The sequence below is a fragment of the Caballeronia sp. LZ003 genome, from assembly GCF_031451465.1.
Classification (GTDB): Bacteria; Pseudomonadota; Gammaproteobacteria; order Burkholderiales; family Burkholderiaceae; genus Caballeronia.
Genome location: NZ_JARUXJ010000003.1, coordinates 68368 through 92678 on the forward strand (window position 1 = coordinate 68368; position 24311 = coordinate 92678).

The 24311-nt window shown below is 62.6% G+C and carries 22 protein-coding genes; 9 read left to right on the plus strand and 13 right to left on the minus strand.

All coding sequences use genetic code 11. The features are described 5' to 3' along the window. Window positions 1-177: 177 nt before the first annotated feature. Window positions 178-1971, plus strand: a complete 1794-nt coding sequence (locus tag QCE79_RS18380) for a ShlB/FhaC/HecB family hemolysin secretion/activation protein (RefSeq protein ID WP_309846702.1) — start codon at window positions 178-180, stop codon at window positions 1969-1971. 69 nt (window positions 1972-2040) lie between these two features. Here QCE79_RS18380 and QCE79_RS18385 read toward each other — a convergent pair whose 3' ends face one another. Next, the gene (locus QCE79_RS18385; protein ID WP_309846705.1) at window positions 2041-3186 is read right to left on the minus strand and encodes a porin; all 1146 of its coding nucleotides are present in this window, start codon (window positions 3184-3186) and stop codon (window positions 2041-2043) included. 68 nt (window positions 3187-3254) lie between these two features. Beyond that, the gene (locus QCE79_RS18390) at window positions 3255-3479 is read right to left on the minus strand and encodes a hypothetical protein (RefSeq protein ID WP_250469080.1); all 225 of its coding nucleotides are present in this window, start codon (window positions 3477-3479) and stop codon (window positions 3255-3257) included. A gap of 8 nt (window positions 3480-3487) precedes the next feature. Between QCE79_RS18390 and aldA the strand changes: the two genes are divergently transcribed. The 6 genes from aldA to QCE79_RS18420 all read left to right on the plus strand — a co-directional run bounded on the left by aldA (window position 3488) and on the right by QCE79_RS18420 (window position 11500). Beyond that, complete coding sequence (aldA, locus tag QCE79_RS18395; protein WP_309846706.1) at window positions 3488-4912, plus strand: aldehyde dehydrogenase; 1425 nt, start codon at window positions 3488-3490, stop codon at window positions 4910-4912. A 108-nt stretch (window positions 4913-5020) separates the two neighbouring features. Next, window positions 5021-6331 (plus strand): MFS transporter, encoded by a 1311-nt coding sequence (locus QCE79_RS18400; protein ID WP_309846709.1) that lies wholly within the window; start codon window positions 5021-5023, stop codon window positions 6329-6331. Beyond that, complete coding sequence (locus QCE79_RS18405) at window positions 6328-7545, plus strand: mandelate racemase/muconate lactonizing enzyme family protein (protein WP_244829812.1); 1218 nt, start codon at window positions 6328-6330, stop codon at window positions 7543-7545. Before QCE79_RS18400 ends, QCE79_RS18405 begins: the two co-directional genes overlap by 4 nt. A 21-nt stretch (window positions 7546-7566) precedes the next feature. Next, window positions 7567-9225, plus strand: a complete 1659-nt coding sequence (locus QCE79_RS18410) for a GMC family oxidoreductase (protein ID WP_250510911.1) — start codon at window positions 7567-7569, stop codon at window positions 9223-9225. Window positions 9226-9381: 156 nt separating this feature from the next. Continuing rightward, the gene (locus tag QCE79_RS18415; RefSeq protein ID WP_244829810.1) at window positions 9382-10299 is read left to right on the plus strand and encodes a LysR substrate-binding domain-containing protein; all 918 of its coding nucleotides are present in this window, start codon (window positions 9382-9384) and stop codon (window positions 10297-10299) included. 310 nt (window positions 10300-10609) lie between these two features. Beyond that, entirely contained in the window at window positions 10610-11500 is an 891-nt protein-coding gene (locus QCE79_RS18420; protein WP_309846714.1) for a LysR substrate-binding domain-containing protein, read from the plus strand. Window positions 11501-11506: 6 nt separating this feature from the next. Here the strand turns inward: QCE79_RS18420 and QCE79_RS18425 are convergent, their stop codons facing one another. The 4 genes from QCE79_RS18425 to fae all read right to left on the minus strand — a co-directional run bounded on the left by QCE79_RS18425 (window position 11507) and on the right by fae (window position 15962). After that, entirely contained in the window at window positions 11507-12865 is a 1359-nt protein-coding gene (locus QCE79_RS18425; RefSeq protein ID WP_370652263.1) for an MFS transporter, read from the minus strand. A 100-nt stretch (window positions 12866-12965) separates the two neighbouring features. Beyond that, window positions 12966-14405 (minus strand): NAD-dependent succinate-semialdehyde dehydrogenase, encoded by a 1440-nt coding sequence (locus QCE79_RS18430; RefSeq protein ID WP_309846716.1) that lies wholly within the window; start codon window positions 14403-14405, stop codon window positions 12966-12968. Beyond that, the gene (locus QCE79_RS18435; protein WP_250494422.1) at window positions 14402-15439 is read right to left on the minus strand and encodes an aldo/keto reductase; all 1038 of its coding nucleotides are present in this window, start codon (window positions 15437-15439) and stop codon (window positions 14402-14404) included. Before QCE79_RS18435 ends, QCE79_RS18430 begins: the two co-directional genes overlap by 4 nt. 10 nt (window positions 15440-15449) lie before the next feature. Beyond that, window positions 15450-15962: a formaldehyde-activating enzyme gene (gene fae, locus QCE79_RS18440; protein WP_250494423.1), complete on the minus strand. Its 513-nt coding sequence runs from the start codon at window positions 15960-15962 to the stop codon at window positions 15450-15452. Between the two features lie 221 nt (window positions 15963-16183). On the opposite strand from fae, the gene QCE79_RS18445 reads away from it, so the two are divergent. After that, the gene (locus QCE79_RS18445) at window positions 16184-16966 is read left to right on the plus strand and encodes a phosphatase PAP2 family protein (protein WP_309846719.1); all 783 of its coding nucleotides are present in this window, start codon (window positions 16184-16186) and stop codon (window positions 16964-16966) included. 27 nt (window positions 16967-16993) lie between these two features. On the opposite strand, the gene QCE79_RS18450 is transcribed toward QCE79_RS18445, so the two are convergent. The 7 genes from QCE79_RS18450 to QCE79_RS18480 form a co-directional block, all read right to left on the minus strand. Then, on the minus strand, window positions 16994-17335 hold the full coding sequence (locus QCE79_RS18450; RefSeq protein ID WP_244829803.1) for a zinc ribbon domain-containing protein YjdM: 342 nt from the start codon (window positions 17333-17335) through the stop codon (window positions 16994-16996). A gap of 137 nt (window positions 17336-17472) precedes the next feature. Beyond that, window positions 17473-18117 (minus strand): HAD-IB family hydrolase, encoded by a 645-nt coding sequence (locus QCE79_RS18455; protein WP_309846722.1) that lies wholly within the window; start codon window positions 18115-18117, stop codon window positions 17473-17475. Window positions 18118-18157: 40 nt separating this feature from the next. Continuing rightward, complete coding sequence (locus QCE79_RS18460) at window positions 18158-19015, minus strand: hypothetical protein (protein WP_309846725.1); 858 nt, start codon at window positions 19013-19015, stop codon at window positions 18158-18160. Between the two features lie 45 nt (window positions 19016-19060). Beyond that, a complete protein-coding gene (locus QCE79_RS18465; RefSeq protein WP_250511101.1) occupies window positions 19061-19726 on the minus strand; it encodes a TerD family protein in 666 nt (221 codons plus the stop codon). 68 nt (window positions 19727-19794) lie between these two features. After that, window positions 19795-20820: a DUF475 domain-containing protein gene (locus QCE79_RS18470; RefSeq protein WP_250469101.1), complete on the minus strand. Its 1026-nt coding sequence runs from the start codon at window positions 20818-20820 to the stop codon at window positions 19795-19797. Window positions 20821-20857: 37 nt separating this feature from the next. Beyond that, complete coding sequence (locus QCE79_RS18475) at window positions 20858-21619, minus strand: VWA domain-containing protein (RefSeq protein WP_309846728.1); 762 nt, start codon at window positions 21617-21619, stop codon at window positions 20858-20860. Between the two features lie 14 nt (window positions 21620-21633). Next, on the minus strand, window positions 21634-22725 hold the full coding sequence (locus QCE79_RS18480; RefSeq protein WP_250494428.1) for a toxic anion resistance protein: 1092 nt from the start codon (window positions 22723-22725) through the stop codon (window positions 21634-21636). A gap of 277 nt (window positions 22726-23002) precedes the next feature. Between QCE79_RS18480 and QCE79_RS18485 the strand changes: the two genes are divergently transcribed. Next, window positions 23003-24304: an MFS transporter gene (locus QCE79_RS18485; protein ID WP_309846732.1), complete on the plus strand. Its 1302-nt coding sequence runs from the start codon at window positions 23003-23005 to the stop codon at window positions 24302-24304. Window positions 24305-24311 lie beyond the last annotated feature (7 nt).

Sequence of the window (24311 nt, forward strand, 5' to 3'; positions counted from 1 at the left end):
ATCGACACCGACATCGTGGCGCTTTCGAGCTTCGCCTCGCGCGCTCACGGTCATGCCATTAGCGAGTACGATGTCAGGCCGCCGCGTGACGATGCGGACATTGAGACGAGGAGCGCCTTTGCGACAGACGTTCGATATTCGCCGTGGTTGGCCCGCGCATCGGCGCGCCGGTAGCGCATGACGCGGGCATCGAAGGGGAGCGTGCGGTTCACGCGGCTCGCGTGCTGCATTGCCGCCGCTCATGCCGCTGTTTATGCCGCCGCTTATACCGATGCAGCGCACGCGCAATCATATAAAGACGTCGCGCCGATTGTCCCGCCCGCCGCCGAGCGTCCGCGTGCACCGCAGCCGCCCGCCGAATCCGGCGATGCGTCGCAGGCCGTAGCGATCGCGGATTTACGCGGCATCGCTTTCGTGCGCTCGGACGGCGCGGCCGGTTCCGCCAGCACGCAAGGCACGCAGAGCGCTGCGATCACGGCCAGTGGCGCGCCGCTGCTCGATTCCAACTTCCTCGATACCTTTGCGGCCGATCTCGCCCATCCGCTCACCTTCGCGCGTCTGGCCGAAATTCGCCGCGCCGTCGTGCAGCGTTATCGCGAGGCGGGCCTGCCGCTCGTCGATGTCTACGTGCCCGAGCAGGATGTGAGCGACGGCGTGGTGCGCATTGCGATTGCCGAGTTTCGCGCGGGGCGCGTGCTCCCTCAAGGCAATCGCTATTTCTCCGATGCGCTCCTCGCCCGCGAGATGCCGCTGCCCACCGGCGAGCCGATCCGCGAAGCCGATGTCGCCGCGGGCCTCGCGCTCCTGAATTCGAACCCGTATCGCCGTGTCGACGTGATCTATGCGCCGGGCGCTGCCGCGAATACCACCGATGTCGTCCTGCAGACCGAAGACCGGCTGCCGTTGCGCGTCTACGGCGGCTACAACAACGACGGCGTGCCGGACCTGGGCCGCGACCGCCTGCTTGCGGGTTTCGACTATGGCAATCTGTTCGGCACGGATGCGCGCATCGGCTATCAGGCGACGGCGAGCAACGACCTCATTTCGGGTAATCCGGATATCGAAGGGCGGCCCAACCGGGCGCGCTTCGTCGCGCATTCGTTCAACCTGATTGCGCCGCTGCCGTGGCTCGACCGTATCGAACTGTTCGGGGTGTATGCGCAAAGTACGCCACGCTTGCCGGACAGTTACGGACAGACGGGCACGAGCGCGCAGCTCAGTTTTCGCTACGACTGGCGCCTTCCGCCGCTCGACAAGGCGGGTGCGTGGCAGCAGCAACTGCAACTCGGCTACGACTTCAAGCGCTCGAACAACGACCTCGAATTCGGCGGCTTTCAGGTGTTCAATGCCAATACGCACGTCCATCAGTTCGTGCTTGCCTACGATCTGACGAAGAGCGACGCATCCGGCGACACGCATCTGAATGCATCGCTCTACGCGAGCCCCGGCTATCTCGACGGCAGCAACAACAGCGACGCCTTCGATACCGCGCGTCTCGGCGCGAAGCCGCGCTATCAGTATCTGCAACTGTCCGCGCAACGCGATACGCCGCTGGGTGCGACGGGCTTTTCGGTATCCGCGCGCGGGCTCGTGCAGTGGACCAACAACACGCTTTTGCCGAGCGAGGAACTCGGGATTGGCGGCGACTCGACCGTGCGCGGCTACGACCCGTACGCGGCGCAAGGCGATCGCGGCTGGAACGTGCAGACGGAGTTGCGCTCGCCGGCCATCACGTTCGGCTTCGCGGCGATGCAGCCGTTTGTGTTTTTCGATGCAGGGCATGTGTGGAACCGCATCCCCGAAGCGGGCGAGGTCAACAATGCATCGCTTGCGAGCATCGGCGGCGGTGTGCGTTTTCAGATGAGCCGCTTCGTCACGTTCAGGGGAACGCTCGGGTTTCCACTCAGGGCAGTCGTGCCGAATGGCTCGAAGGCGCCGTTGGGAGAGATATCGGTGGTGATCGGGAGTTGAGCGTCACGCCCAAGAAAAAGGCCGAACGAGCGTCCGGCCTTCCGCATCACGAACTCAATGTCAGCTAGATCAGAACGCGTGCCGCAAAGCCACTCGCGCGACAAACTGATTCGAATTCGACGACACTTGCTGCGCGCCCGGAATATACGCGTTGTCCAGCACCGAATCCGTCGAAGGCCCGTGGATTTTCTGATAGGCGCCTTGCACATAGACGTCCGTGCGCTTGGACAGGAAGTAATCCGCCATCAAGCCGAACGAGTGAATCTTCGGCTTGACCGTGCCTGAAGCCGCGTCGTACGTCTCGATGGAATACACATACTGCGCGCCGATGAAGAACGCCGGCGTGAACTGGTACTTGCCGTTCACTTCGAAGTTCTGATACTTGACGGCGTTGAGCGTGTTGCCTGCTGCCACGAGCGTGCCGCCTATATATCCATTGGTCGACGGATCGCGATAACTCGAATTCGTATAGGCGAAGCCTGCCGTTGCGGGGCCGAACGAGTAGTTTACGCCCGCGCCGTAGACCTGCATGCGTCTCGCGACGAAGCTCGCATCGTTGGCCGCAATGGCGCCGATGCCACCCGCGCCGACGCCGTCCGCGCGCATATATGCCGCGCCGGCCAGCAAGCCGCCATTCGCATACGAAGCGCCGACGCTATACAAGCGGTTGTCCGCGAAACCCGTGCCGTTGCTGAAGCCATACAAGCCGCCGAACTTGAAGCCGCCGAACGACGGACTCGCATACTTCACCGCGTTGTTCACGCGAAACGAGTTGTCCGTGTTGTCGTTGTCGAACGGATGCGCGAACAGATAGCCCGCGAAGTTGCCGTTGGCGGTGGTCGGCGCAAGGTAATCGACGACGGAATCGTACTGACGCCCAAGCGTCACCGAACCGAAGCGTTCGTTCTGCACGCCCACGAAAGCCTGACGGCCGAACATGCGGCCACCCTGACCCGCCGCGCCGTTGCTCAGGTTCAAACCGCTTTCCAGTTGATACACGGCCTGAGTCGCGCCGCCGAGATCTTCGACCCCGCGCAAGCCCCAGCGGCTGCCCGACGCATAACCGCTCGTCAATTCATAGGCGTGATTTCCGCCGACGTTGCTCGTGTAGTCGAGGCCTTCGTCGAGCACGCCGTATAGCGTGACGCTGCTCGCTGCAAAGACGGAGGAAGACAGGCAGCAGACCGCTGCGAACAGAATGGCTTTAATTCTCATGAAAGTCTCAAGTTTTCTTGTTTTATCCGATGACGTCGGCATCGCTCACGCGAAAACGCCAAGGATGGCTAACGATGAGCGACGGATTGTGCGTGATCGACGCGCGCTTGCAAAGGGATTTCGCCGAACATCGAACGTGAGTTTTTTGAATGTTCTGCCAGCAAATTCTTCGCTTGTCGCTGCAGCGCGAAGCGCGGAAAAATGGGCCGAAAGTCGTAAGAGGCAGCCGCGACATCAGCGGCGCTGGTTTTTCCGCTGCGGCCGCCGTCGCCCGTCATCGAACCAGGAATCATCGAGAAACATGAAGTCAGAACGCAATTTCGTGAACGGATGTTTCATCGCGCCCGCAAGCGATCAACGCACCGCCGTCGTCAATCCGGCTACCGAAGAAGTGCTCGGCCACGTGCACAACGCAACGCGCGAAGAGGCGTTGCAAGCCGTTGAATTTGCCGCTACCGCGCAAAAGCGCTGGCGCGTGATGCCCGCCGCCGAGCGCGCGGTGCACATGCAGCGTCTCGCGGACGCCATCGTCGAAGCCTCCGCCGATATCGGCGCGGCGCTCGCCTCCGAGTCGGGCAAGAGCCTGACGGACGCCACCAGCGAAGCCATCTACGCCGCGCAGATCACGCGCTATCACAGCGAATGGGCGCGGCGCATCGAAGGCGAAGTCATTCCGAGCGATACGCCCGACGAAAACCTCGTGCTGCATCGCGAGCCGATAGGCGTCGTCGCCTGCCTGATTCCCTTCAATTTCCCCATCTACACGCTGCTGCGCAAGGTTGCGCCGGCGTTGATCGCGGGCAATACGGTGGTCGTGCGCCCGAGCAACAACACGCCGCTGTCCGCGTTCGAATTGGCGCGCGCCGTCGAACGCGCTGCATTGCCGCCGGGCGTCGTCAATATCCTGGCGATGGATCACGCCACCGCCGAAGCCGTCTGCACGCATCCGGCAGTCGGCATGATCACGCTAACGGGCAGCGTTTCCGCGGGCCGCAAGGTGCTCGATTACTGCAAGGCGAATATTGCGAAGCCTTCGCTGGAACTGGGCGGCAAGACGCCCGCGATCATCGAGCCGGATGCCGACTTGCAGAAGGCCGCGCGCGAACTCGTCGCCTCGAAGCTCACGCATGGCGGTCAGCTTTGCACGGCCATCGAGCGCGTTTATGCGCACGCGAGCATCCATGATGAATTCGTTCGCCTGCTCAAGGAGCAGATGCTGGCCAAGCAGATCGGCGACCGTTTCGAAGACGCGAGCTTCATGGGGCCGCTCGTCAACGAGGCATCGCGCAAAGGCATTCACGCCATGGTGATGCGCGCGGTCGAGGCAGGCGCTGTGCTCGAAACCGGCGGCGAAGTGCCGAAGCGCAAGGGCTTTTTCTATCCGCCGACGCTTTTGTCCAACTGCCGTCAGGACATGGAGATCGTGCAGGAAGAAACCTTCGGGCCGGTGCTCGCCGTCGTGCGCTACGGCACGCTCGATGAAGCCATCGCGATGGCGAACGATCATCAATTCGGTCTTTCGTCCGTGCTTTACACCGAAAACTATCGCACGGCGATGAAGGTCGCCAACTCCATCGAAGCGGGCGAGCTTTATATCAACCGCACGCCGGCCGATCCGTATCAAGGCTTCCACGCGGGCTGGAAACGCTCCGGCATCGGCGGTGACGACGGCAAGCACGGCATGCTGGAATTCACGCAGACGCGTCTCGTCGTCATGAAGTACTGACCCAGGCCGTGTCTTCTCGCGAGGACGCCGCCGTTTTCCTTTTCCAACTCACACAAAAATATACGAAGGCTGCGGGCTTTGCGCCCGCGGTTCATCGAGGAGCCTCCCGTGTCATCGAATCCTGCTCAAACCAGCCAGGGCGCGGCTGCGCTGCCGCTCAAAAGCGCGCGCGCCGACCGCTATCTGCAACTCGCGCTGCTCGTGGTCGCCGCCGGCGCGATCTATCCGATTCTGTATCTGCGGCAGGTTTATCAGCCGACGATGCTCGAAGTCTTCCGCATCACCGAAGAGCAACTCGGCTATCTCTACTCCGCGCTCGGCACGATCTTCCTGATCTGCTATTTGCCAAGCGGCTGGCTTGCGGACCGCGTCGCGCCGCGCGTGCTCATCTGTTTTTCGTTGATCGCGACCGGCGCGCTCGGGCTGTGGTATTCGACGGCGCCTTCGTTCGCCTCGCTGATCGTGATCTTCGGCTGCTGGGGTTTGACGACCGGCCTCACGTTCTGGGCCGCCATCATCAAGCGCGTGCAGATGATCGCCGCCGCCGACGAGCAAGGCCGCTTCTTCGGCTTTCTCGATGGCGGTCGCGGCTTGATCGAAGCGCTGCTCGCAACCATCGCGATTTCGGTCTTCGCCTACGTGACGCACACGCGCGGCGACTCCACCGCGGCGGGTTTCAAGCTCGTGGTCTATATGTACGCGCTTCTGTGCATCCTGCTTGGCGTGGTGCTCGGGCTGGTTCGCGATCCCGACGCGGGCGCCACCGCCGTGGCGAAGCGCAAGAGCAACGTGCTGCGCGATCTCGCCGTGCTGCTGAAGAATCCGCAATTGTGGCTGCTCGCGGCCATCGTGTTCTGCGGCTATCAGGTGTTCTGGGCGACGTACAGCTTCTCGGCGTATCTGCATGAGAAGGAGATCGGCCTTTCCGTGGTCGCGGCGGGTTTCATCACCACGCTCAAGCTGTGGATGCGTCCTATCGGCGGCATCGGCGGCGGCTTTCTCGGCGACCGCTTCTCGAAGTCTTCCGTGCTCGTGTTCGCGCTCTTCGCAGCCGCGCTCTCGCTCGTCGTGCTGATCGTCGCGCCGGGCATTTCGAGTCACGTGCTGATCGCCGTGGTCGTGCTGTTCATCGGCGTGATGACCTATGCCATTCGCGGTCTCTACTGGTCCCTGCTCGACGACTGCAAGGTGCCGGCCGAGACGAGCGGTCTCGCCATCGGCCTCATCTCGGTGATTGGCTACTCGCCGGACGCATTCCTGCCGCTCGTTAACGGGCATCTGACGCAGAACTATCCCGGCGTGCTCGGCTATCAAATGTACTTCGGCTATGTCGCCGTGATGGCCGCGCTCGGCGGTGTCGCCGCGCTCGTCTTCAAGCATCGGCTCAAACGCATGGAACGCAAGGAATCGCAGCAATGAAAATCGCCGCACTGGAAACTCATATCGTCGCCGTGCCGCCGCCGCATGTCGGTGGCATGTACTGGATCTTCGTGAAGCTGCGCACGGATTGCGGCATAGAGGGCGTCGGCGAGATTTACTCGGCCACGTTTCATCCGAAGGCGATGACGCCGATCATCGAAGATGTATTCGAACGCTATCTGCTCGGCCACGATCCGCATCATGTCGAGCGCTTCTATCGCGAAGCCTTTTCGAGCGGCTTTACGCAACGCCCCGACCTCACCATGATGGGCGTCGTAAGCGGCCTCGAAATGGCGTGCTGGGACATCATCGGCAAGGCGGCGGGCAAGCCCGTGTACGAACTGCTCGGCGGCCGCGTGCACGAGCGTCTGCGTTCCTACACGTATCTTTATCCGAAGAACAGTCGTGGCGAATACGACTACGACGACCCGGACCTCGCGGCGGAATGTGCCGCGCACAACGTCGAACTCGGTTTCACGGCGGTGAAGTTCGATCCGGCAGGCCCGTACACGGCGTATTCCGGCCACCAGATTTCGCTCGAAGTCATGGACCGCTGCGAAACCTTCTGCCGCAAGGTGCGTGAAGCGGTTGGCAGCAAGGCCGATCTGCTGTTCGGCACGCACGGCCAGATGGTGCCATCGTCGGCGATCCGCCTCGCGCAACGCCTCGAAAAGTTCGATCCGCTGTGGTTCGAGGAGCCCGTTCCGCCGGGACAGGAAGACGCGATGGCGCAAGTCGCCGCGAAGACGAGCATTCCGATTGCGGCGGGCGAGCGTCTGACGACGAAGTACGAGTTCTTCAAGCTGCTCGAAGCGCGCGCCGCATCGATTCTGCAATTCAACGTCGGACGCGTGGGCGGGCTACTCGAAGCGAAGAAGATCGCGAGTCTCGCCGAAGTGCATTACGCGCAGATCGCGCCGCATCTGTACAACGGGCCTGTCGGCGCGGCGGCCAGCGTGCAGATCGCGGCGTGCTCGCCGAACTTCCTGATTCAGGAAAGCATCGGCACGTGGGACGGCTTTCACGCCGAAGTGCTGAAGACGCCGATTCGCTGGGAAGACGGCTACATCATTCCGTCGAACGAGCCGGGTCTTGGCGTCGAACTGAACATGGACGTGGTGCGCGCGCATACGCCTTATACCGGCGACCGTCTGCATCTGCAGATGACGCCCCGGCCTTTCGACGTGAAAGACCTCGCGCCTGCCAAAGGCTGACACTCACCGGAATACTCAAGCATGGAATTCGATTACATCATCGTGGGCGCGGGTTCGGCGGGCTGCATTCTCGCCAACCGTCTGACGGAGTCGGGACAGTATTCGGTCCTGCTGCTCGAAGCGGGCGGCGAGGACGCGTCGTTCTGGTTCAAGGTCCCGGTCGGCTTCACCAAGACCTACTACAACCCCGAATACAACTGGATGTACTACAGCGAGCCGGAAGCGCAGCTGAACGACCGCAAGCTGTATTGCCCGCGCGGCAAGGTGCAGGGCGGCTCCGGCTCCATCAACGCGATGATCTACGTGCGCGGCCAGCCGCACGATTTCGACGATTGGGCGAAAGCGGGCAATCGCGGCTGGAGCTTCAAGGACGTGCTGCCGTATTTCCGTCGCGTGGAATCGCATCCGCTTGGCAACACGGAGTATCACGGCGCGAACGGCAAGATCCGCGTTTCGCCGATGAAGGACGACGCGCATCCGATCTGCCAGGACTTTCTGCAAGCCGCCGAAGAAGCGGGCTTTCCGCGCACCGACGACTTCAACGGCCCGAAGTACGAAGGCGCGGGCATCTACGATGTCAACACGCGCGACGGTCAGCGTTCGTCGAGCAGCTTCGAGTATCTGCATCCGGTGATGGAGCGCGGCAATCTGAAGATCGAGCGCAACGTGACGGTGCGCCGCGTGTTGTTCGACGGCGCGCGCGCCATGGGCGTGCTCGCCTCGCGTAATGGCCAGGACTTGCAGTTCCGGGCGAAGCGCGAAGTGATTCTCTCGGCGGGTGCCGTCGATACACCGAAGCTCATGCAACTCTCCGGTATCGGCGAAGCGGAGTTACTCGCAAAGCATGGCGTGACGCTCGTGCATGAGCTGCCGGCGGTCGGCAAGAATCTGCAGGACCATCTGTGCGTGAGCTTTTACTATCGCGCGACGGTAAAGACGCTGAACGACCAGTTGGGTTCGCTCATCGGCAAGGCGAAGGTGGCGCTGCAATATCTGATGACGCGCAAGGGACCGCTCGCCATGAGCGTGAACCAGGCGGGCGGCTTCTTCAAGGGCGCCGACGACGAGCTGGAGCCAAACCTGCAGCTCTACTTCAACCCGCTGTCGTACCGCATTCCGAAGAGCAGCAAGGCGCAACTCGAACCGGAACCGTACTCGGGCTTTTTGCTGTGCTTCAATCCGTGTCGCCCGACGAGCCGCGGTTCGGTGGAAATTGCGTCGGCGAAGGTCGAGGATGCGGCGAAGATCCGCATCAACGCGCTGACGACGGCGAAGGATATCCGCGAAGTCATTCAGGGCAGCAAGCTCATTCGCCGCATCATGGGCACGAAGGCGCTGCGCCAGGTCACGGCCGAGGAAATCTCGCCGGGACCGGGCGTGAAGAGCGACGAAGACATGCTCGCGTATTTCCGCGACCAGTCCGGCTCGATCTATCACCTGTGCGGTTCCTGCGCGATGGGTCCGGACGCGCGCACCTCCGTGGTCGACGAGCGTCTGCGCGTGCATGGCATCGATGGTTTGCGCATCGTCGATGCATCGGTGTTCCCGAACATCACCTCCGGCAACCTCAACGCGCCGACGATGATGGTCGCCGAGAAGGGCGCGGACATGATTCTCGAAGATTCGCGTCGTGGGGTGGTCGAGGCGTTGAAGCCGCTCGAACTTCCCGTCGCCGCATGAACGAAGCGGGTCTAGGTTGCGCGCCGCCGCCGGTCGGATAACCGGCATAATTTGACTCGATTCGTAAAATGCTGCCAAAGAGCGGCACGACTGGCGTGAAGCGCGTGTTAAATGCGCGCACGTCAGACGAGACAGGAGACAGTTTTGAAGCGGAAGATGCCCGCCCTGAACGCGCTCAGGGCTTTCGAAGTGGCTGGCCACACCGGTAGTTTCACGCGTGCGGCGGAAGTGCTGCACGTCACGCAAAGCGCGGTGAGCCGTCAGGTTCGCCAACTCGAAACGCAACTCGGCGAAGCCTTGCTGCTGCGCCGTCATCATCATCTGGAGTTGTCGGCCACGGGGCGCCTGCTGCTGCAGGCGCTCAAGATGTCGTTCGATCGCATCGAGCTGACGGTGCGCAGCATTCAGGAGAAGACGCATCTCAAGCGCTTGCGCATCAACGTGCCGCCGACCTTCGCGAGCCGCTGGCTCATGCCGCGCCTGCCATCCCTTCGTGCCGCCGCGCCTGAAGTCGAAGTCACCCTGACCACGCGCCGCACCGACGAGCTCGTCGAATCCGGCGCGCTCGATTGCGCCATTCGCTTCGGCAACGGCGAATGGGCCGGGCTCGACAATCAATTGCTGATGAACGAGCGGCATATCGCCGTGTGCTCGCCCGAATTGCTGGGCGAGCGCGCGACGACCTCGGTGGACCTGAATGCGTTCACCTTGCTGCATGTGCTTGCAAGCAACGATCAGCGCTATCTCACCTGGCAACACTGGCTGAACGCGGCGGGCATCGACGATGTCGATACCCACGACGGCTACGAATTCGACCTGCTCGATCATTCGATCCATGCGGCGGTGGATGGCATTGGCGTCACCATCGCGGATCGTCACATGATCGCGCCGGAGCTTGCGCGCGGCGCGCTCGTGCCGCTACTGGATGTCGAAGTGGACGGGCATCAGTCGTACTGGCTCGTGACGCGCGCGGGACAGGACGATGCGCCGCATGTCGCGATGTTTCGCGAGTGGCTGCGCGGACAGGTCGACGAGCAGCAGCGATGCTTTGCGCGGATGCGGGCGGCAAGATGAGTCACGAGTTGCCGGGCGCCGAGCTCTTGCGTCCGTCCACGGGTAACCCCGGCGGGTTGTAAGCCTGCATCGTCAGATGTCGTAGGCGGGCGTGATTGCCGCATCGCCGAATGTGAACCAGAACAGCGCGATGCCCTTCGAGTGGCGGTCGGCGTTGCGCACGACTCGCGGCCTGAAGGCTACAAAACAGGCTCATGCGGATTTTTGTAGCGCTCAGGCTGCGGCGACCTTTAGGTTTGAGCCGCGAAGGCCGGACGCAACCGCCTGTCGACTCGTTACCATAGGAAAAAAACCAATCTAGCGAGACACCATGCGCCGCCTGCCCTCACTCACCGCGCTACGCTTCTTCGAAGAAAGCGCGCGCCACATGAGCTTCAACAAATCCGCCGCCGCGTTGTGCGTGACGCCAGGCGCGGTCAGCCGCCAGATTCGTCTGCTCGAAGACGCGCTCGGCGCGCGGCTTTTCGACCGCGATCACAAAGGCATACGCCTGACCGCGCAAGGGACGGAGTTGCTCGCGTGCGTCTCCGAGGCGTTCGATTCCATTGAACGCACGACCCGCAAGCTCTCGATTTCTCCGAAGAGCGAACGCAAGCGGCTCACGGTGAGCGCGCCGCCGACGTTCGCATCGCGCTGGCTGTCGCCACGTCTCGGTTCGCTGATGGACGCGGTGCCCGACATCGACCTCTCGGTGCGCACCGACGCCACGGGCGAGTTTCAATGCACGATCCGCTTCGGGCACGAGGCGCGGGCGGATCATCGGTCGGCGTTGCTGTTCATCGAGCGGCATGTGCTCGTCGGCGCGTCGAAGTATGCGGGCCAGGACGTCGTGGCGCTGCTGGAACGCCTGCCCGCGCTGCACGTTCTGCACAACGACGCGCGCCTCACGCTTTGGCCGAACTGGCTCGATGCCGCGAGCCTGTCGCGCGGTTTCGCGGAAAACGGCATCGAGTTCTCGACGCTCGATCAGGCGATTCGCGCCGCGCTAGCCGGAACCGGCCTCGCGGTGGTGGACCGCAACATGATCGCCGACGAGTTGCACGACGGCACGCTTGCGCAACTGTCGCCGGTGGAATCCACGGGGCCTTATGGATACTGGCTGGACATTGGGCCGTCGGCTGCCGCGCAGGATCATGTGCAGGCGTTCGCGGAGTGGCTGCGCGGCGAAGGGGTGACAAACGCGAACGCAGCGCAGCCTTGAAGCAGTTCAGTTGCCACTCGCCTCGTTCAACGTCAGATGCTTCGTTTCCGGCGCCCATGCAATCGAAACCAGCATCCCGATGAACAGCACCGCGGCGAGCGCGAGCATCGTTACCTTGACGCCGACGCCCGCAATGCCCAGTGGCAACAGAAACGTGCCGATAGCCGAGCCAAGGCGGCTGCATGCAATCGCCAGTCCGACGCCGCACGCGCGCGCCTCGGTCGGAAAGCACTCGGGCGGAAACACGCCGACCAGGTTTGAAAACGCGGACATGGTCAGTGTGAAAAGCGCGAACGCCGCGATCATCCAGAGCGACGCCGACGATGGCAGCACCGCAAGCGCCAGCAGCGACACGCACGTCACCGCGAACGAGCCGATCAGGAACGCGCGCCGCGAGAGCTTGATCGTCAGCCAGATGCCGAGCAACGCGCCTATCACGAGCACGCCGTTGAGCAGCAGATCCGCGCCCGAGCCCTCGTTCAGATCGATCGCCTTGAGGATGCTCGGCAGGAATGTGTAGATCGCGAAATACGGGATCACGAGGCACACGAAGAACGCGCAATTGAAGATGGTGCGGCGGATCAGATCCGGCTTGAAGAGCCGCGCGAAGCCGCCGGGCGGAGCGAAGTGTTCGCCGGCGTCGGCGTCGAGCGTCACGTTCGGGCCGAAGTGCTTGCGCACGATACGCCGCGCTTCATCGCCACGACCGCGGCCGAGCAGCCAGCGCGGCGACTCCGGCGTGCCGATACGCAACACGAGTACGAGAAACGCCGGAATGCCGGCCGAGGCGAGCAGCCAGCGCCAGGCGTCCGGCGAGGCATTGGCGTAATGCATGCCGAGCACGTTCGCAATCACGTAGCCGATGGTCCAGATCACGCTGAACGAGCCGAGCAGGGTGCCGCGATGCTTGCGCGGCGAAAACTCCGCGAGAATCGCGTGACCGACCGCGAAGTCGCCGCCCATGCCGAAGCCGATCAACACGCGCAACGCAACAAGCATCGCTGGCGTGGTCGCGTAAAACTGCGCGAACGCCGCCGCCGTGATGATGATGAAACTCAGCAGAAAAATCTTCTGCCGCCCGAGCCGGTCGGACAGCCAGCCGAATACGAGGCTGCCGAAGAAGATGCCGATCAGCGCGGACGAGCCGAGCATGCCCATCCAGAACGCATCGAGCGGAATCTGCCGGTTCATCGACGCCAGCGCGTAACCGATGGTGCCAAGCGCATAACCTTCCGTGAAATGCGCGCCGAAAGTCAGCCCCGCGATCTTGATATGAAAGCGGTTGAGCGGAACGTCGTCGAGCGTGACGCGGCCCGCGCCAGGCGACGGGGCGAGATGCGCATCGAGCGCATCGGGAATGACGATTCGAGTATCCAAGGGTGTCTCCTCCACTGCATGAATTGCCGCGCGCGTGCTGGTGCGTGCTTGTGGTTATGGCGTGCGCGCGGCGCCGACAGAAGATGATTCAGCGGCCAAGCCCCGCCATCATCATGTATTTGAGTTCGACGTATTCATCGAGCCCGTACTTCGAACCTTCACGGCCGAGCCCCGACTGCTTCACGCCGCCGAACGGCGCGACTTCCGTCGAGATGATTCCCTCGTTGATGCCGACCATGCCGCTTTCCAGCGCCTGAGCGACACGCCACGCGCGGCCCAGATCGCGCGTGTAGAAATAGGCCGACAGGCCGTAGGGCGTGTCGTTCGCAAGCGCGACGACTTCTTCCTCGGTCGCGAAGCGGAAACACGCCGCGACCGGGCCGAAGGTTTCCTCCTCCGCGATCAGCATCGAAGGCCTGGCATCGGCGAGCACGGTCGGCTCGTAGAACGTTCCGGCCAATGCATGCGCTTTGCCGCCTGTCAGCACCTTGGCGCCTTTTTGCACGGCATCCGCGACATGGGCCTTCACTTTATCGAGCGCCGCCTCGTTGATGAGCGGACCTTGATCGAACGCGCCTTCGAGACCGTTGCCCGCTCGCAAGGCGTGCACGGCGCGCGTCAGGGCTTGCGTGAAGGCATCGTAGACGCCGTCCTGCACGTAGAAGCGATTCACGCACACGCACGTCTGTCCCGTGTTGCGGAACTTCGATGCCATCGCGCCTTGCACGGCGGCGTCGATATCGGCGTCGTCGAACACGATGAAGGGCGCGTTGCCGCCGAGTTCCAGCGAAAGCTTCTTGAGCGTATCCGCGGATTGCTTCGCGAGCAGTTTGCCGACGCGCGTCGAGCCGGTGAACGAGAGCTTGCGCACGTGCGGCGACGCCGTGAGCGTCTCGCCGATAGCCACCGCATCGCCCGATACGATGTTGAACACGCCGGCCGGAATGCCCGCCTCTTCCGCCAGCACCGCCAGCGCGAAGGCCGATAACGGCGTCTCCTCCGATGGCTTCAGCACCATCGTGCAACCGACCGCAATGGCGGGGCCGGCTTTGCGCGTGATCATCGCGAGCGGGAAGTTCCACGGCGTGATGGCCGCGACCACGCCGACTGGCTCGCGCGTGACGATGATCCGCGAATGCGGCTTCGGGCTCGGGATCACGTCGCCGTAGCTGCGCTTCGCTTCTTCCGCGAACCATTCGAGGAAGCTCGCGGCGTAGGCCACTTCGCCGAGCGCTTCGGCAAGCGGTTTGCCTTGCTCGCGCGTGAGCAGGGCGGCGAGCGCCTCGCGGTTGGCGAGCATGAGTTCGCCCCAACGCTTGACGCGGGCGGCGCGTTCCTTCGCCGTGAGCGCGCGCCACACGGGCAGCGCGTTGCTCGCGGCATCGATTGCAAGCGATGTCTCCGCGCTGCCGCCGCGCGCCACGTTCGCGATGACTTCGCCCGTCGCTGGATTGCGCACGGCATACGTGCTTGCGCTTTCGCGCCACGCGCCGTCGATGTAATGGCCGGATCGTAAAAGGTCGCTCATGCCGCGCGCTCCATGAGTTCGTCGAATGCGCCGCGCGCCTCACGCGCTTCGCGGGCGATACGCCGTCCCGCCGTGTAATCGTTGATGAGATCGCACGGTGTGTAGTTGCGGTCGAGTTCGTGCATTTCGTCGTCGCTGAGACGCGTGTCGAGCGCGGCGAGCGCGCTGTCGAACTGCGCGGCCGAATCCGCGCCAACCAGCATGCTCGACACACCCGGACGGTTCAGCACCCATGCCTGGGCAATCTGCGCGGACGTCACGCCGCGTCGCGCCGCCACTCGCGCCACCGATGCCGCGACGCTGCGCGAAGCGGCATCGCCATACATTTGCGCGGTGAAGAAGTCGGTCTGATTGCGATTCGAGCCGGCGTCGTTCGTCAGCAGGCCGCGCGCGAGCGGACTGAACACCGACACGCCGACGCCCTGATCGATGCAATACGGAATCATCTCGCGCTCTTCCTCGCGATACGCGGCGTTCAACTGCAATTGCATGTTGATCGGCTTGTGCCAGCCGTGGCGTTCGCACGCCTGCACGATCTTGGCGAACTGCCAGGTGTACATCGTCGAGACGCCGATATAGCGCGCCTTGCCCGCGCGCACGATATCGTCGAGCGCGGCCAGGGTTTCTTCGACGGGCGTGTTCACGTCGAAAAAATGCAGCATGTAAATGTCGACGTAGTCCATGTCGAGACGCTTGAGCGACGCGTCGATGCCGTCCATCACATGCTTGCGCGAATGGCCGCCCGCGTTCGGCGTGCTCGCCATGTCGTAGCCCACCTTCGTGGTGACGACGATATCCTCGCGCCGCACGAGCCGCTTCAGGATTCGGCCGACCACTTCCTCGCCGACGCCGGTCGAATAAAAATCGGCGAGATCGATGAAGTTCACGCCGGCATCGAGCGCATGGCGCACGATCGGCTCGCTTTGCGCTTCATCGAAAATCCAGGGCTTCCATTGCGGCGTGCCCATGTTCATGGTGCCGAGACACAAGCGCGAAACCTTGAGTCCGGACTGGCCGAGACGTACGTATTCCATGGTCGTCTCCTCAGCGCTTCTTCGGCGTGTAGAACGGATTCGAGACATCGCGCGCCGCCTCGAACACGGAATGTCGATACGGCAAGCCTTCCATGGCCGCGACGATTGCGTTCCTGCACGCGCGATAGTTGTTCTCGAAGACGGCGTCGAGATCGTCGGTCTTGGGATTCACCCAGTTCGCCGATACGACCACCCACTCGTTCTCCGCCTCGGGCGGCAGCGTGCCTTGTTCGAGCGCTTCGGCCACGGCTTTCGCTATGCCGGCCTGCGATGCGCCCCAGGTCGCGTTGCCGTGGAAGTCGCCGTCGATCGGCGCCTTGTTCACGTAGAGCGTGAGCGGCTTGGTCGGCACGCCGGGCCGTGCGATCACGACGAAGGGCGCGTGCCCGGCCGATGGCGTCGCGAGCGCGGTGGCGAAGGCCTGACCGGCGGGACCGTCGCGCGGACCGACCAGCACGTTGATATGGGCGAGATTCACGCCCGGTCCCTCGAAGCCTTCGCCGATATACAAATTCTTTCGCATGGACTCCAATCCTTTGCGTTACGTTGAGGATGAAGCGATTTTGCGGCGGGCGTCGCGCGATGAGGAATCGACGATTTGTCAGCGTGGGTGTGAGATTCAATCAACTCCGGGAGTACCCGTAGGGCGAATCCGAAGCTCGACTTAGTCCGTCCTAATTTCCATCGGCGGCAGGCATGGTAGAAACGTCTAGCCAAGTCGAATCAAACGGAGGTTGTCGATCGATGGACTATGCAGGCTTAGCAGAAGCTCACGCGTCGTGGGTCATCGCGTTCGTGCTCGTGGCGGCGCCGCTTGGCGCGGCGCTCGCCTGGAGCGCGTTCGTGCGCGTGCTCGACACGCGCGAACCGCCCACGCAGAGGACGCTCGTCGTGTTCGCGGCGCTGGTTCCGCTTGCGTGCGGCGTAATGGTGTTCGCGGCAATCGCGACGCGCATCGAGCGCGGCGAGGCGTTTTCGAGCGCCGATCAGCTTCTGCTCGATAGCATCCGCAAACGCGTGCCGCCGCTGGCCGCGCAGAGCTTCGCGCGCTTGACGCATCTTGGCGATCCGCTGTTCCTGGCGTTGTTGTGCGCGCTCGTCTGCGTGGCGCTGGCGTGGAAGCGGCACTTCGGACTGGCGCTCTTTCTGATCGCGACGACGAGCCTGGGCGGTCTGCTCAATCGCGTGCTCAAGCTGTCGATGCATCGCGAGCGGCCCATCGGCGCGCTCGTGCCGCTGCCCGAGAGCTATTCGTTTCCGAGCGGCCATTCGTTCGGATCGATGGTCTGCTACGGCATGTGCGCCTATGTGTTGATGCGCGTCGCCTCGCGCGGCGGCGATGCCCTCATCGTCGCTTCGACCTGTCTTCTAGTGCTGCTGATCGGCACGAGCCGCGTGGTGATCGGCGTGCATTTTCTGACGGATGTCGCGGGCGGATTCGCCTCGGGCGGCGCGTGGCTCGCGTTTTGTATCGGCCTGGCGGAGTTGGCGCGCCGCGTGCCGGCTAGCGGCATGCGGACGAGGTAAGGCGCACCTCGTCCACGACGTGCGCGCTCAGATCTTCTTGACGAATTCGGACTTGAGACTCATGGCGCCGAAGCCGTCGATCTTGCAATCGATATCGTGATCGCTATCGACAAGGCGGATGTTCTTGACCTTCGTACCCATCTTGAGTACGCCGGACGAGCCCTTCAGCTTGAGATCCTTGATGATGGTGACGGTGTCGCCGTCTTGCAGAATGTTGCCCGCCGAATCGCGATAAACCTTCGTTTCGGCTTCGGCGGCGGGAGATTCATCGGCCGACCATTCATGCGCGCATTCGGGGCAAATGAAGAGCTTGCCGTCTTCGTAGGTGAATTCGGAATGGCATTGGGGGCACGGGGGCAGGGCGGTCATGCGGGGTCCTTCGATGCGAACAGGTGGTGCGGAAAGCGGAACGAATAAGCGGAACGAAAAAGCGAGACGAAAAAGCGGGACGAAAAAGCGGGACGAAGTATAGCGGTCGGAGATCGCCTGCCGATTCCCGCGCTGTCTTAATAATGAGTATCGCTCAGGGCTGGCAAGGTCGGCAAGGCGCCGCATCCGCGAATCCATGGAACGTCGGCGGCTTCGGCCATCTCCTTGTCGCCCGCGCTGTCGCCATAGGCATACAAGGTCATTGGGCGATATGCGCCCCACCATGCCTTCAGACGCTCGACTTTCTCCGGCCCCCAGCAATTGGCGCCGATGAACCGGCCCGCGTATCCCGATTCCGTCAATTCCAGTTCGGTCGACAGCACCGTGCCGATTCCGATGGTCTGCGCCCAGAGACGAAGATACAGAGAAGGCGACGCGCTCACGATCACCACCTCGTGCCCAAGCGCCTGATGTTGCCGCACGCGTTCGATCATCTCCGGCCGGATCATGGCCGGCAGGCGCGTGGCACAAAAGCTTTGGGCAGCGAGTTGTAGCGCATCGCGCGAAACGTGTTTCAGAGCGTACTTCAAATATTCGGCTTTCGCGGTTCCGCGGTCGCATCGGCCTATTGCCATGCCTGCCAGCGCCGGCGCCGCCCATATGGCCGATGTGGCGAAACGAATCGGCCCGACGGTGTGCAGCACGAAAGCCTTGAGGCTGTCGCCGGTGGTAATGGTGCCGTCGAAATCGAATGCGGCGACGGTGCGGTGTTGCTTGGACATCGAAGGCTCCATGTAAAACGCTCGTTTCTCAGCGCTTGGGCTACGACCGCGCAGCCAGGGCGGCGGGGAGGGTCACGTTCATCAGTTGATCGGCGCGCGCAAGCAGATCGACAATATCGGTTTCGAACGCATCGACTTGCAGGGACAACAGTTCGAGTTGCTGAAACGCCTGACGCACCATCGCGCGGCGATCGAGCAATGCGCGCGCGGCGCTCGCGGTGTCCCAGGGCTCCGGCAAATCGGCGACGGCGCTCAAGGCGGCAAGACCGATAGCCAGACCGTCGTGCGCTTCCGCGATGTGTTGCCGCGACGACTTCACGCGCGCCGGAAACGAGTGCAACGAAGTCTTGAGCGTGGTCAGGAGGCCGCGAAAATCCAGTTCCGGCGTTTCCGTGCCCAGGTATCGGCCTGTCAGGCGGTCGATCAGACCGGGCTTATGTGCAGCACGCTCGAGCAGGTCGCGCATCAGGCCGGCACCATCCAGTTCGGCGAAGTCGCGCATCATGCGGGTGAACGTTTCGACAGCCTCGCCGCATGCATGCAACGGCGCTTCGGCCATGACGACGATGTGTTCGAGCCGTGGCGGTACGAGCCGGCGAATCGCGCGTTCGATACGTGCCTGCTGTCGAGGATACAGGCCGGGAAACTGTTGGCGCGCGCACTCGAAACACTGGTTCAGCAACGGATGGCCAGCTTCTCCGAAGAGCGTCTTTCCCGGCTCGCCCAAGCTTTGCGGTGCGCTCGCGGCGCGCTCCTCGCGCGACACAAAAAGCGGGCGCACGGATGGCTCACGGACGACGTTGCTGCGCGCATTGGAACTGCGGTCGGCTCGGGAATCGTCGACTTGCAACGTGCCCGGTGTGTCCGGGAAGCTCAGCGGTCCGGGTTCACTGGACATTCGCATACTCTTGCCGGTAACGCCACGCCATGACAGATCTCCGTTTCAGGCGCGGTCGACGCGGCCGCCATAAGCGGCGACGAAATCCGCGAGCCCACGGTTGTAGCCCATGCCGACCGCCTTGAACATGAACTGTCCGTCGCGACGATAGAAGCTTCCCACCTGCACGGCGGTTTCCAGCGAGAAATCTTCTTCGAGCGGATAACGGGCGAGCACCTTGCCGGTATCTTCCTCGGAGATTTCGATGTAGCTGTTGCGAACCTGTCCGAAGTTCTGCTTGCGCTCTGCTGCGCGATCGATCGTCACGACGACCGAAATTTCGTCCACCGCAGCCTCGAGTTTCTTGCTGTCGATGAAGATGACTTCGTCGTCGCCACCGCCGCTACCGGTTTGATTGTCGCCGCTGTGCACGACGCCGAGACACTCGGACGACGACATGCCCTTTCGTGGCCATTCGTCGCCGGGCTGGAAAAACGTGGTTTCGCGGTCGAGCGTGCGAATTTCCGTGTTGTAGAAGATGAAGTGCTTCTGCGACAAGAGCTTCGGATTGCTCTGTTCGTCGTATTTGCACAGGAACACGGAGACGTCGAGGTCGAAGTTGTCGCCGGTATCGGTGGCATTGGCGTCCCACCCCAGGCCGATGCGGAACTTGCTTGCGTGCGGCGCTTCTTTCGACAGATTGATCCGGCCGCCTTTGGACAGATTGATCATTGACATGGATTACTTGCTCTCGTTTGAAGGTTTTGGATCGCGCCGCGACTCTGGGCGGCGCGTCTGGATCAGGAAGCAGGGTTGTCGGAAGTCGCGTCGCGCGTGACTTCGCGACGTTGCACGATGATCGAACTGACGACCGCAACGCCGATCGTGCATGCGCCGATTAGCCCCGTGACTACTTCCGGAACGTCGACGTTGACGCACAGCATGATTGCCGCAAGCGCGCCGATCGCCCAGAACGCGCCGTGTTCCAGAAAGCGATATTGCGCAAGCGTTCCTTTCTTGAGCAGGATCAGCGTCATCTGACGGATATAAGCCGCGCCTACGCCGAGTCCGAGCGCAATCAGGAAAATGTTGTTGGTCAGGGCGAATGCGCCGATCACGCCGTCGAAGCTGAACGACGAATCGAGTACTTCGAGGTACATGAAACCCGCGACGCCTTCGCGCACGATCCGTTCGCCGGTCGCGTCGCCGCCGACCAGATCGCCGACGCCATGCGCGACGATGAAGGCGATGACGCCGCCGCCGCCCGCCAGCAGAAACGATGCGCGCTCGCCGTCCGGCAACTGGGTGGAAACGAGCGCGATGATGCCGAGCGTCAGCGCCACTTCAATCGCAGAGAGGCGGCCCAGTCGCGCGAAGGGCTTCTCGATGACCTCGATCCAATGTTCTTCCTTGTCGGCGTTGAACATGAAGCCGAAGAACACCATCAAGAGAAACGCGCCGCCGAATGCCGAGACTTCGTGATGCGCCGAAGTCAGAATGGCGGCGTACTGATCCGGCGCTTCGAGCGCGAGCCTGGCGGCCTGCCACAAGCCAATGCCGCCCGCCACCGCGACGATCAGCAGCGGAAACAGCAGCCGCATGCCGATCACGGCGACCGGCAGGCCGAACGTCATGAAACGGTCGCGCCACTTGTCCGACCAGTTGCGCAGGACGGCCGCGTTGGCCACGGCGTTATCGAGTGAGAGGGAGACTTCGAGCACGCACAGCACGGCCACGAGGATCATGTCCTTCACGCCGCCGATCAGGAATGCGAGCACGAGCGCGATGAACGTCAACGCGAACGGGATTTTGAATTGCTTGATCATGTATTGCTCGAGAGAAAAAATGGCCGGGATGAATCGCTTACTTACCGCGCACCCAGTCACAGAATTCCTCGGTAATGAGTTGCTCGTAGATCGCCTGATCGGAGATGTCGAGCGATTCGAGATGCAGGAAGCCTGCATTCGGCAATTGCTCGGCGACTTCTTCGAGGAAGGCGAATTCGTCGGGATTACCCACGCCGATGAGCGACCAGTAGATCGGGAACTTCTGCGTCTCGCGCAGCAGCTTCCAGACGCGCGCGCGGTCGAAAGCAGGGTTCTGTCCATCCGTCACGAACAGGACCCACACGGGCATGTTGTTGGCGGGTGCGGCATTGGCGACGGTGACGTCGTTCTGCGGCGCGCCGAAAAGCCGGCGGAAAAAGCCAGGCTTGTCGTTCGCATCGGGCGCTGCCGCCGCGAAGAAGAAATTGACGATATCCGTCATCACAGGCGCGTATTCCGTCGCGCCCCACTTGCGCACCGACGCATTCTTCATCACCTCTTCGGTGATATAGGCGCCATAGTTTTCGGGCGTCGCCGTGGGCAGGCGGTCGAAGGTGTCAGTGAAGGTCCAGGTATCGATTTCGCCGTTGTCATCGAACTTCATGGCGATGCCAAGCATGCGGTCATGCGTTTCCTGGATGATCCCGGATTCGTACAGACCCTTCGCTGAACCCGAGATGTCCAGCGCCGCCGCTACTCGCACGATGGGCGGACGCGGCAGGCTACGCTTGCTCAGGATGATCGCAACGCTGTCGGCGCGCGCAGCGAGGGCCGGTTTATTGAGGTTGATGATGGACATGCGAGATTTTTCTTTTAGTGGTTACGGTCGTTGAACCGGGCGATGAGATCCTGCTCGAGCTTGCGCAGCCGCGGTTCGTCGGCTTTGCGTTTGCGTTGGCCTTCGTCGATGATCTTTGCCATTTCGTCGAGCGCGGCGAACAACTTCTGCTGCGTGTATTCGAAGGTTTCGGTCGCGATGACGGGACGCTCCGCCAGTCTCGTCACCGCGCCGGCGTTGGCGTGCAGTTGGTCGGCCTGCGCGCGTAGCGCCATGTCGGCGGCATCGAACGTGGCGTTCGCGAGGTCGGCCGCCTTCTTCGAACTCAGTTGCTTGATGTAGAGCGAGAACGCGTTGGTCCACGCGGGAATCAACACGGTTTTCGCCGTGCCGAACTTGGAGATGAGCGTTCGCTTGTGATCCTGCTCCATGCGGATCTGCGGCGCGAGTTGTTCGGCCATCAGCATGGCGCGGCTCAAGTCGTCGATTTTTTGCGCCAGTGCGTTTGCGCGGCGACGCGTGTCCATCATGCGTTGCGCGGCGAACGCGTCGCCGGCTTGAGGCTCTTGCGCAAGCGCCACGCGGTACGACTCGAGCGAAGCCTCGCCATGCGCCTTGGCCGCTTCGAACTGGCGGAACGTTTCGTAGTTGTCCGCGTACATCTGATCCAGTTCCGCGATATCTCGGTTCTGCCGGCTCGCCGTGGCCTCCAGTTCGACGACGAGCGTACCGATGCGCTTCTCCACTGAATCGAACTGGGCGAGCAACTGTTCCCGGGTCGATCTGAACATCGACACTAGTTTCCCGGCCAGGCCGCGTTTTTGGATGGAAGCAGGGTCGAGGCCCTTGGCGGTCACGATCAGGTTGTTGAGCAACTCGCCAAAGTGGTCGGCGTCGGAGGCACGCGCCTCGGACAGAAGACGCTGCGAAAGGCTGGCGACGCGCTCGCCAGCCGTGGCGCCAAGCTGGTCGATCTGATCGTCCGTGAGTAGTTCGGCCGAGGCTTCGCGAACCGTTTTGGCCGCGTCACGCAGGACCGGCGTCGATGACGGCGATGCATCGCCGCGCGTGTCGTCTGTCGCGAGGTGAAAAGGCTTCGCGTTGCCATCCCCAAAAATGGGCTTCATTTTTCTCTATCTCGTTATTCTAAGTAATGCCAAGCTATGGTTTGTCGATGAACCCCCCGGCAACCCCGGGCATTGGACGCGCGAAGTAAAGCTTCCGCAAGCCGCAACAACACTTTGAATCAGATATGCCTGTGGAATGGGCGAGCGCGCTGGCGTTAAAGGATTGATCGTTCTTTTATATTGGATCCAAAATCCTTGATTCATAAAACTTTCTGGTTCAGAATGCCCCTCAGCCGCATCCCGTTTCGCCTTCGAACCGACCGCCCCGGGAGCCACCATGACCGACCAAGCGCAGACCGTCGCCGGCGCATACGCCACAAGCGACACCGCCCGAGCACCATCCAGAACGCAAACCAGTCGCGCCGTCACCGCCGCGGTCGTCGGCAACGTGCTCGAATGGTTCGACTTCGGGACATACGCGTTTCTCGCCACCGTCATCGCCAAGGTCATGTTTCCGGCTGGCGACGAGTTCGCCGCCATGCTCGGCACCTTCGGCGCGTTTGGTCTCGGCTTCGCGGCGCGTCCGCTCGGCGCGCTCATCTTCGGATGGCTCGGCGACAAAAAAGGCCGCAGGTGGACGCTCACCTTCGTCATGCCGCTCATGGCCGCCGCCACGCTCTTCATGGCGCTGATCCCTTCGTATGCGTCGATCGGCATCTACGCGCCGATCCTGCTCATCGCCGCGCGCATGCTGCAAGGCCTTTCGGTCGGCGGCGAGCTTGGTAACGCGGTCGCGTTTCTGGTCGAATGGGCGCCGCAAAACCGCCGCGGCTTCTACGGCAGCTTCCAGCAATGCAGCACGCTAGGCGGCACGCTGCTCGGCTCCGGCGCGGCCGCGTTGATGACCTCGACGCTGTCCTCGCAAGCCATGCTCGACTGGGGCTGGCGCGTGCCGTTCATCATCGGCGCGGTGGTGATCGGGCCGATCGGCTGGATCATCCGCAAACGCAGCGAAGAGACGCCCGCTTTCGCGCAGGCAAGCGATGTCGCGCCGCCGCCGCATCGCGCGCCCGCGCTGCTCGGCTTGCAAGCTTGCGGGCTCGTGATCGTTTGGACGGTCTCGCTCTACACGTTGCTCAACTATCTGCCGTCGTTCACGCAGAAGTACGCGGGCATGAGTTCGTCGGCGGCGCTCTGGCTCAATACGGCGGGGCTCTTCGCGATGACGGCATCCATTCCGTTTTGGGGCGCGTTGTCGGACCGCGTCGGACGCAAACCGATCTACGCTATCGGCTGCGTCGCGTTCCTGATCCTGCCTTATCCGATTTTTCACTTGATGCTCGAATACAAGTCCGCGCTGGTCGTCGGTCTCGTGCAGGTGCTGGGCGGCGTGTTGATCGGCATCTTCTCGGGCGTCGGCCCCGCCGTGCTCTCCGAACTCTTTCCGACGAAGATCCGCACGACGTGGATGTCGATCGGCTACGGCATCGCCAATGCGGTGTTCGGCGGCTTCGCGCCGGTCATTTCGATCTCGCTCATCAAAGCCACCGGTTCGCCCGTCTCGCCTGCGTACTTCGTCATGCTCTCGACGATCACGGTCGCGACGATCCGGGAAACGGCGCATCAACCGTTGCAATGAGGACTTT

Bases quoted from the DNA above. Each gene is read 5' to 3' on its own strand.
- QCE79_RS18380 (WP_309846702.1), top strand. From the start codon at position 178: ATGACGCGGGCATCGAAGGGGAGCGTGCGGTTCACGCGGCTCGCGTGC.
- QCE79_RS18385 (WP_309846705.1), bottom strand. From the start codon at position 3,186: ATGAGAATTAAAGCCATTCTGTTCGCAGCGGTCTGCTGCCTGTCTTCC.
- QCE79_RS18390 (WP_250469080.1), bottom strand. From the start codon at position 3,479: ATGATTCCTGGTTCGATGACGGGCGACGGCGGCCGCAGCGGAAAAACC.
- aldA (WP_309846706.1), top strand. From the start codon at position 3,488: ATGAAGTCAGAACGCAATTTCGTGAACGGATGTTTCATCGCGCCCGCA.
- QCE79_RS18405 (WP_244829812.1), top strand. From the start codon at position 6,328: ATGAAAATCGCCGCACTGGAAACTCATATCGTCGCCGTGCCGCCGCCG.
- QCE79_RS18410 (WP_250510911.1), top strand. From the start codon at position 7,567: ATGGAATTCGATTACATCATCGTGGGCGCGGGTTCGGCGGGCTGCATT.
- QCE79_RS18415 (WP_244829810.1), top strand. From the start codon at position 9,382: ATGCCCGCCCTGAACGCGCTCAGGGCTTTCGAAGTGGCTGGCCACACC.
- QCE79_RS18420 (WP_309846714.1), top strand. From the start codon at position 10,610: ATGCGCCGCCTGCCCTCACTCACCGCGCTACGCTTCTTCGAAGAAAGC.
- QCE79_RS18430 (WP_309846716.1), bottom strand. From the start codon at position 14,405: ATGAGCGACCTTTTACGATCCGGCCATTACATCGACGGCGCGTGGCGC.
- QCE79_RS18435 (WP_250494422.1), bottom strand. From the start codon at position 15,439: ATGGAATACGTACGTCTCGGCCAGTCCGGACTCAAGGTTTCGCGCTTG.
- fae (WP_250494423.1), bottom strand. From the start codon at position 15,962: ATGCGAAAGAATTTGTATATCGGCGAAGGCTTCGAGGGACCGGGCGTG.
- QCE79_RS18445 (WP_309846719.1), top strand. From the start codon at position 16,184: ATGGACTATGCAGGCTTAGCAGAAGCTCACGCGTCGTGGGTCATCGCG.
- QCE79_RS18450 (WP_244829803.1), bottom strand. From the start codon at position 17,335: ATGACCGCCCTGCCCCCGTGCCCCCAATGCCATTCCGAATTCACCTAC.
- QCE79_RS18455 (WP_309846722.1), bottom strand. From the start codon at position 18,117: ATGTCCAAGCAACACCGCACCGTCGCCGCATTCGATTTCGACGGCACC.
- QCE79_RS18460 (WP_309846725.1), bottom strand. From the start codon at position 19,015: ATGTCCAGTGAACCCGGACCGCTGAGCTTCCCGGACACACCGGGCACG.
- QCE79_RS18465 (WP_250511101.1), bottom strand. From the start codon at position 19,726: ATGATCAATCTGTCCAAAGGCGGCCGGATCAATCTGTCGAAAGAAGCG.
- QCE79_RS18470 (WP_250469101.1), bottom strand. From the start codon at position 20,820: ATGATCAAGCAATTCAAAATCCCGTTCGCGTTGACGTTCATCGCGCTC.
- QCE79_RS18475 (WP_309846728.1), bottom strand. From the start codon at position 21,619: ATGTCCATCATCAACCTCAATAAACCGGCCCTCGCTGCGCGCGCCGAC.
- QCE79_RS18480 (WP_250494428.1), bottom strand. From the start codon at position 22,725: ATGAAGCCCATTTTTGGGGATGGCAACGCGAAGCCTTTTCACCTCGCG.
- QCE79_RS18485 (WP_309846732.1), top strand. From the start codon at position 23,003: ATGACCGACCAAGCGCAGACCGTCGCCGGCGCATACGCCACAAGCGAC.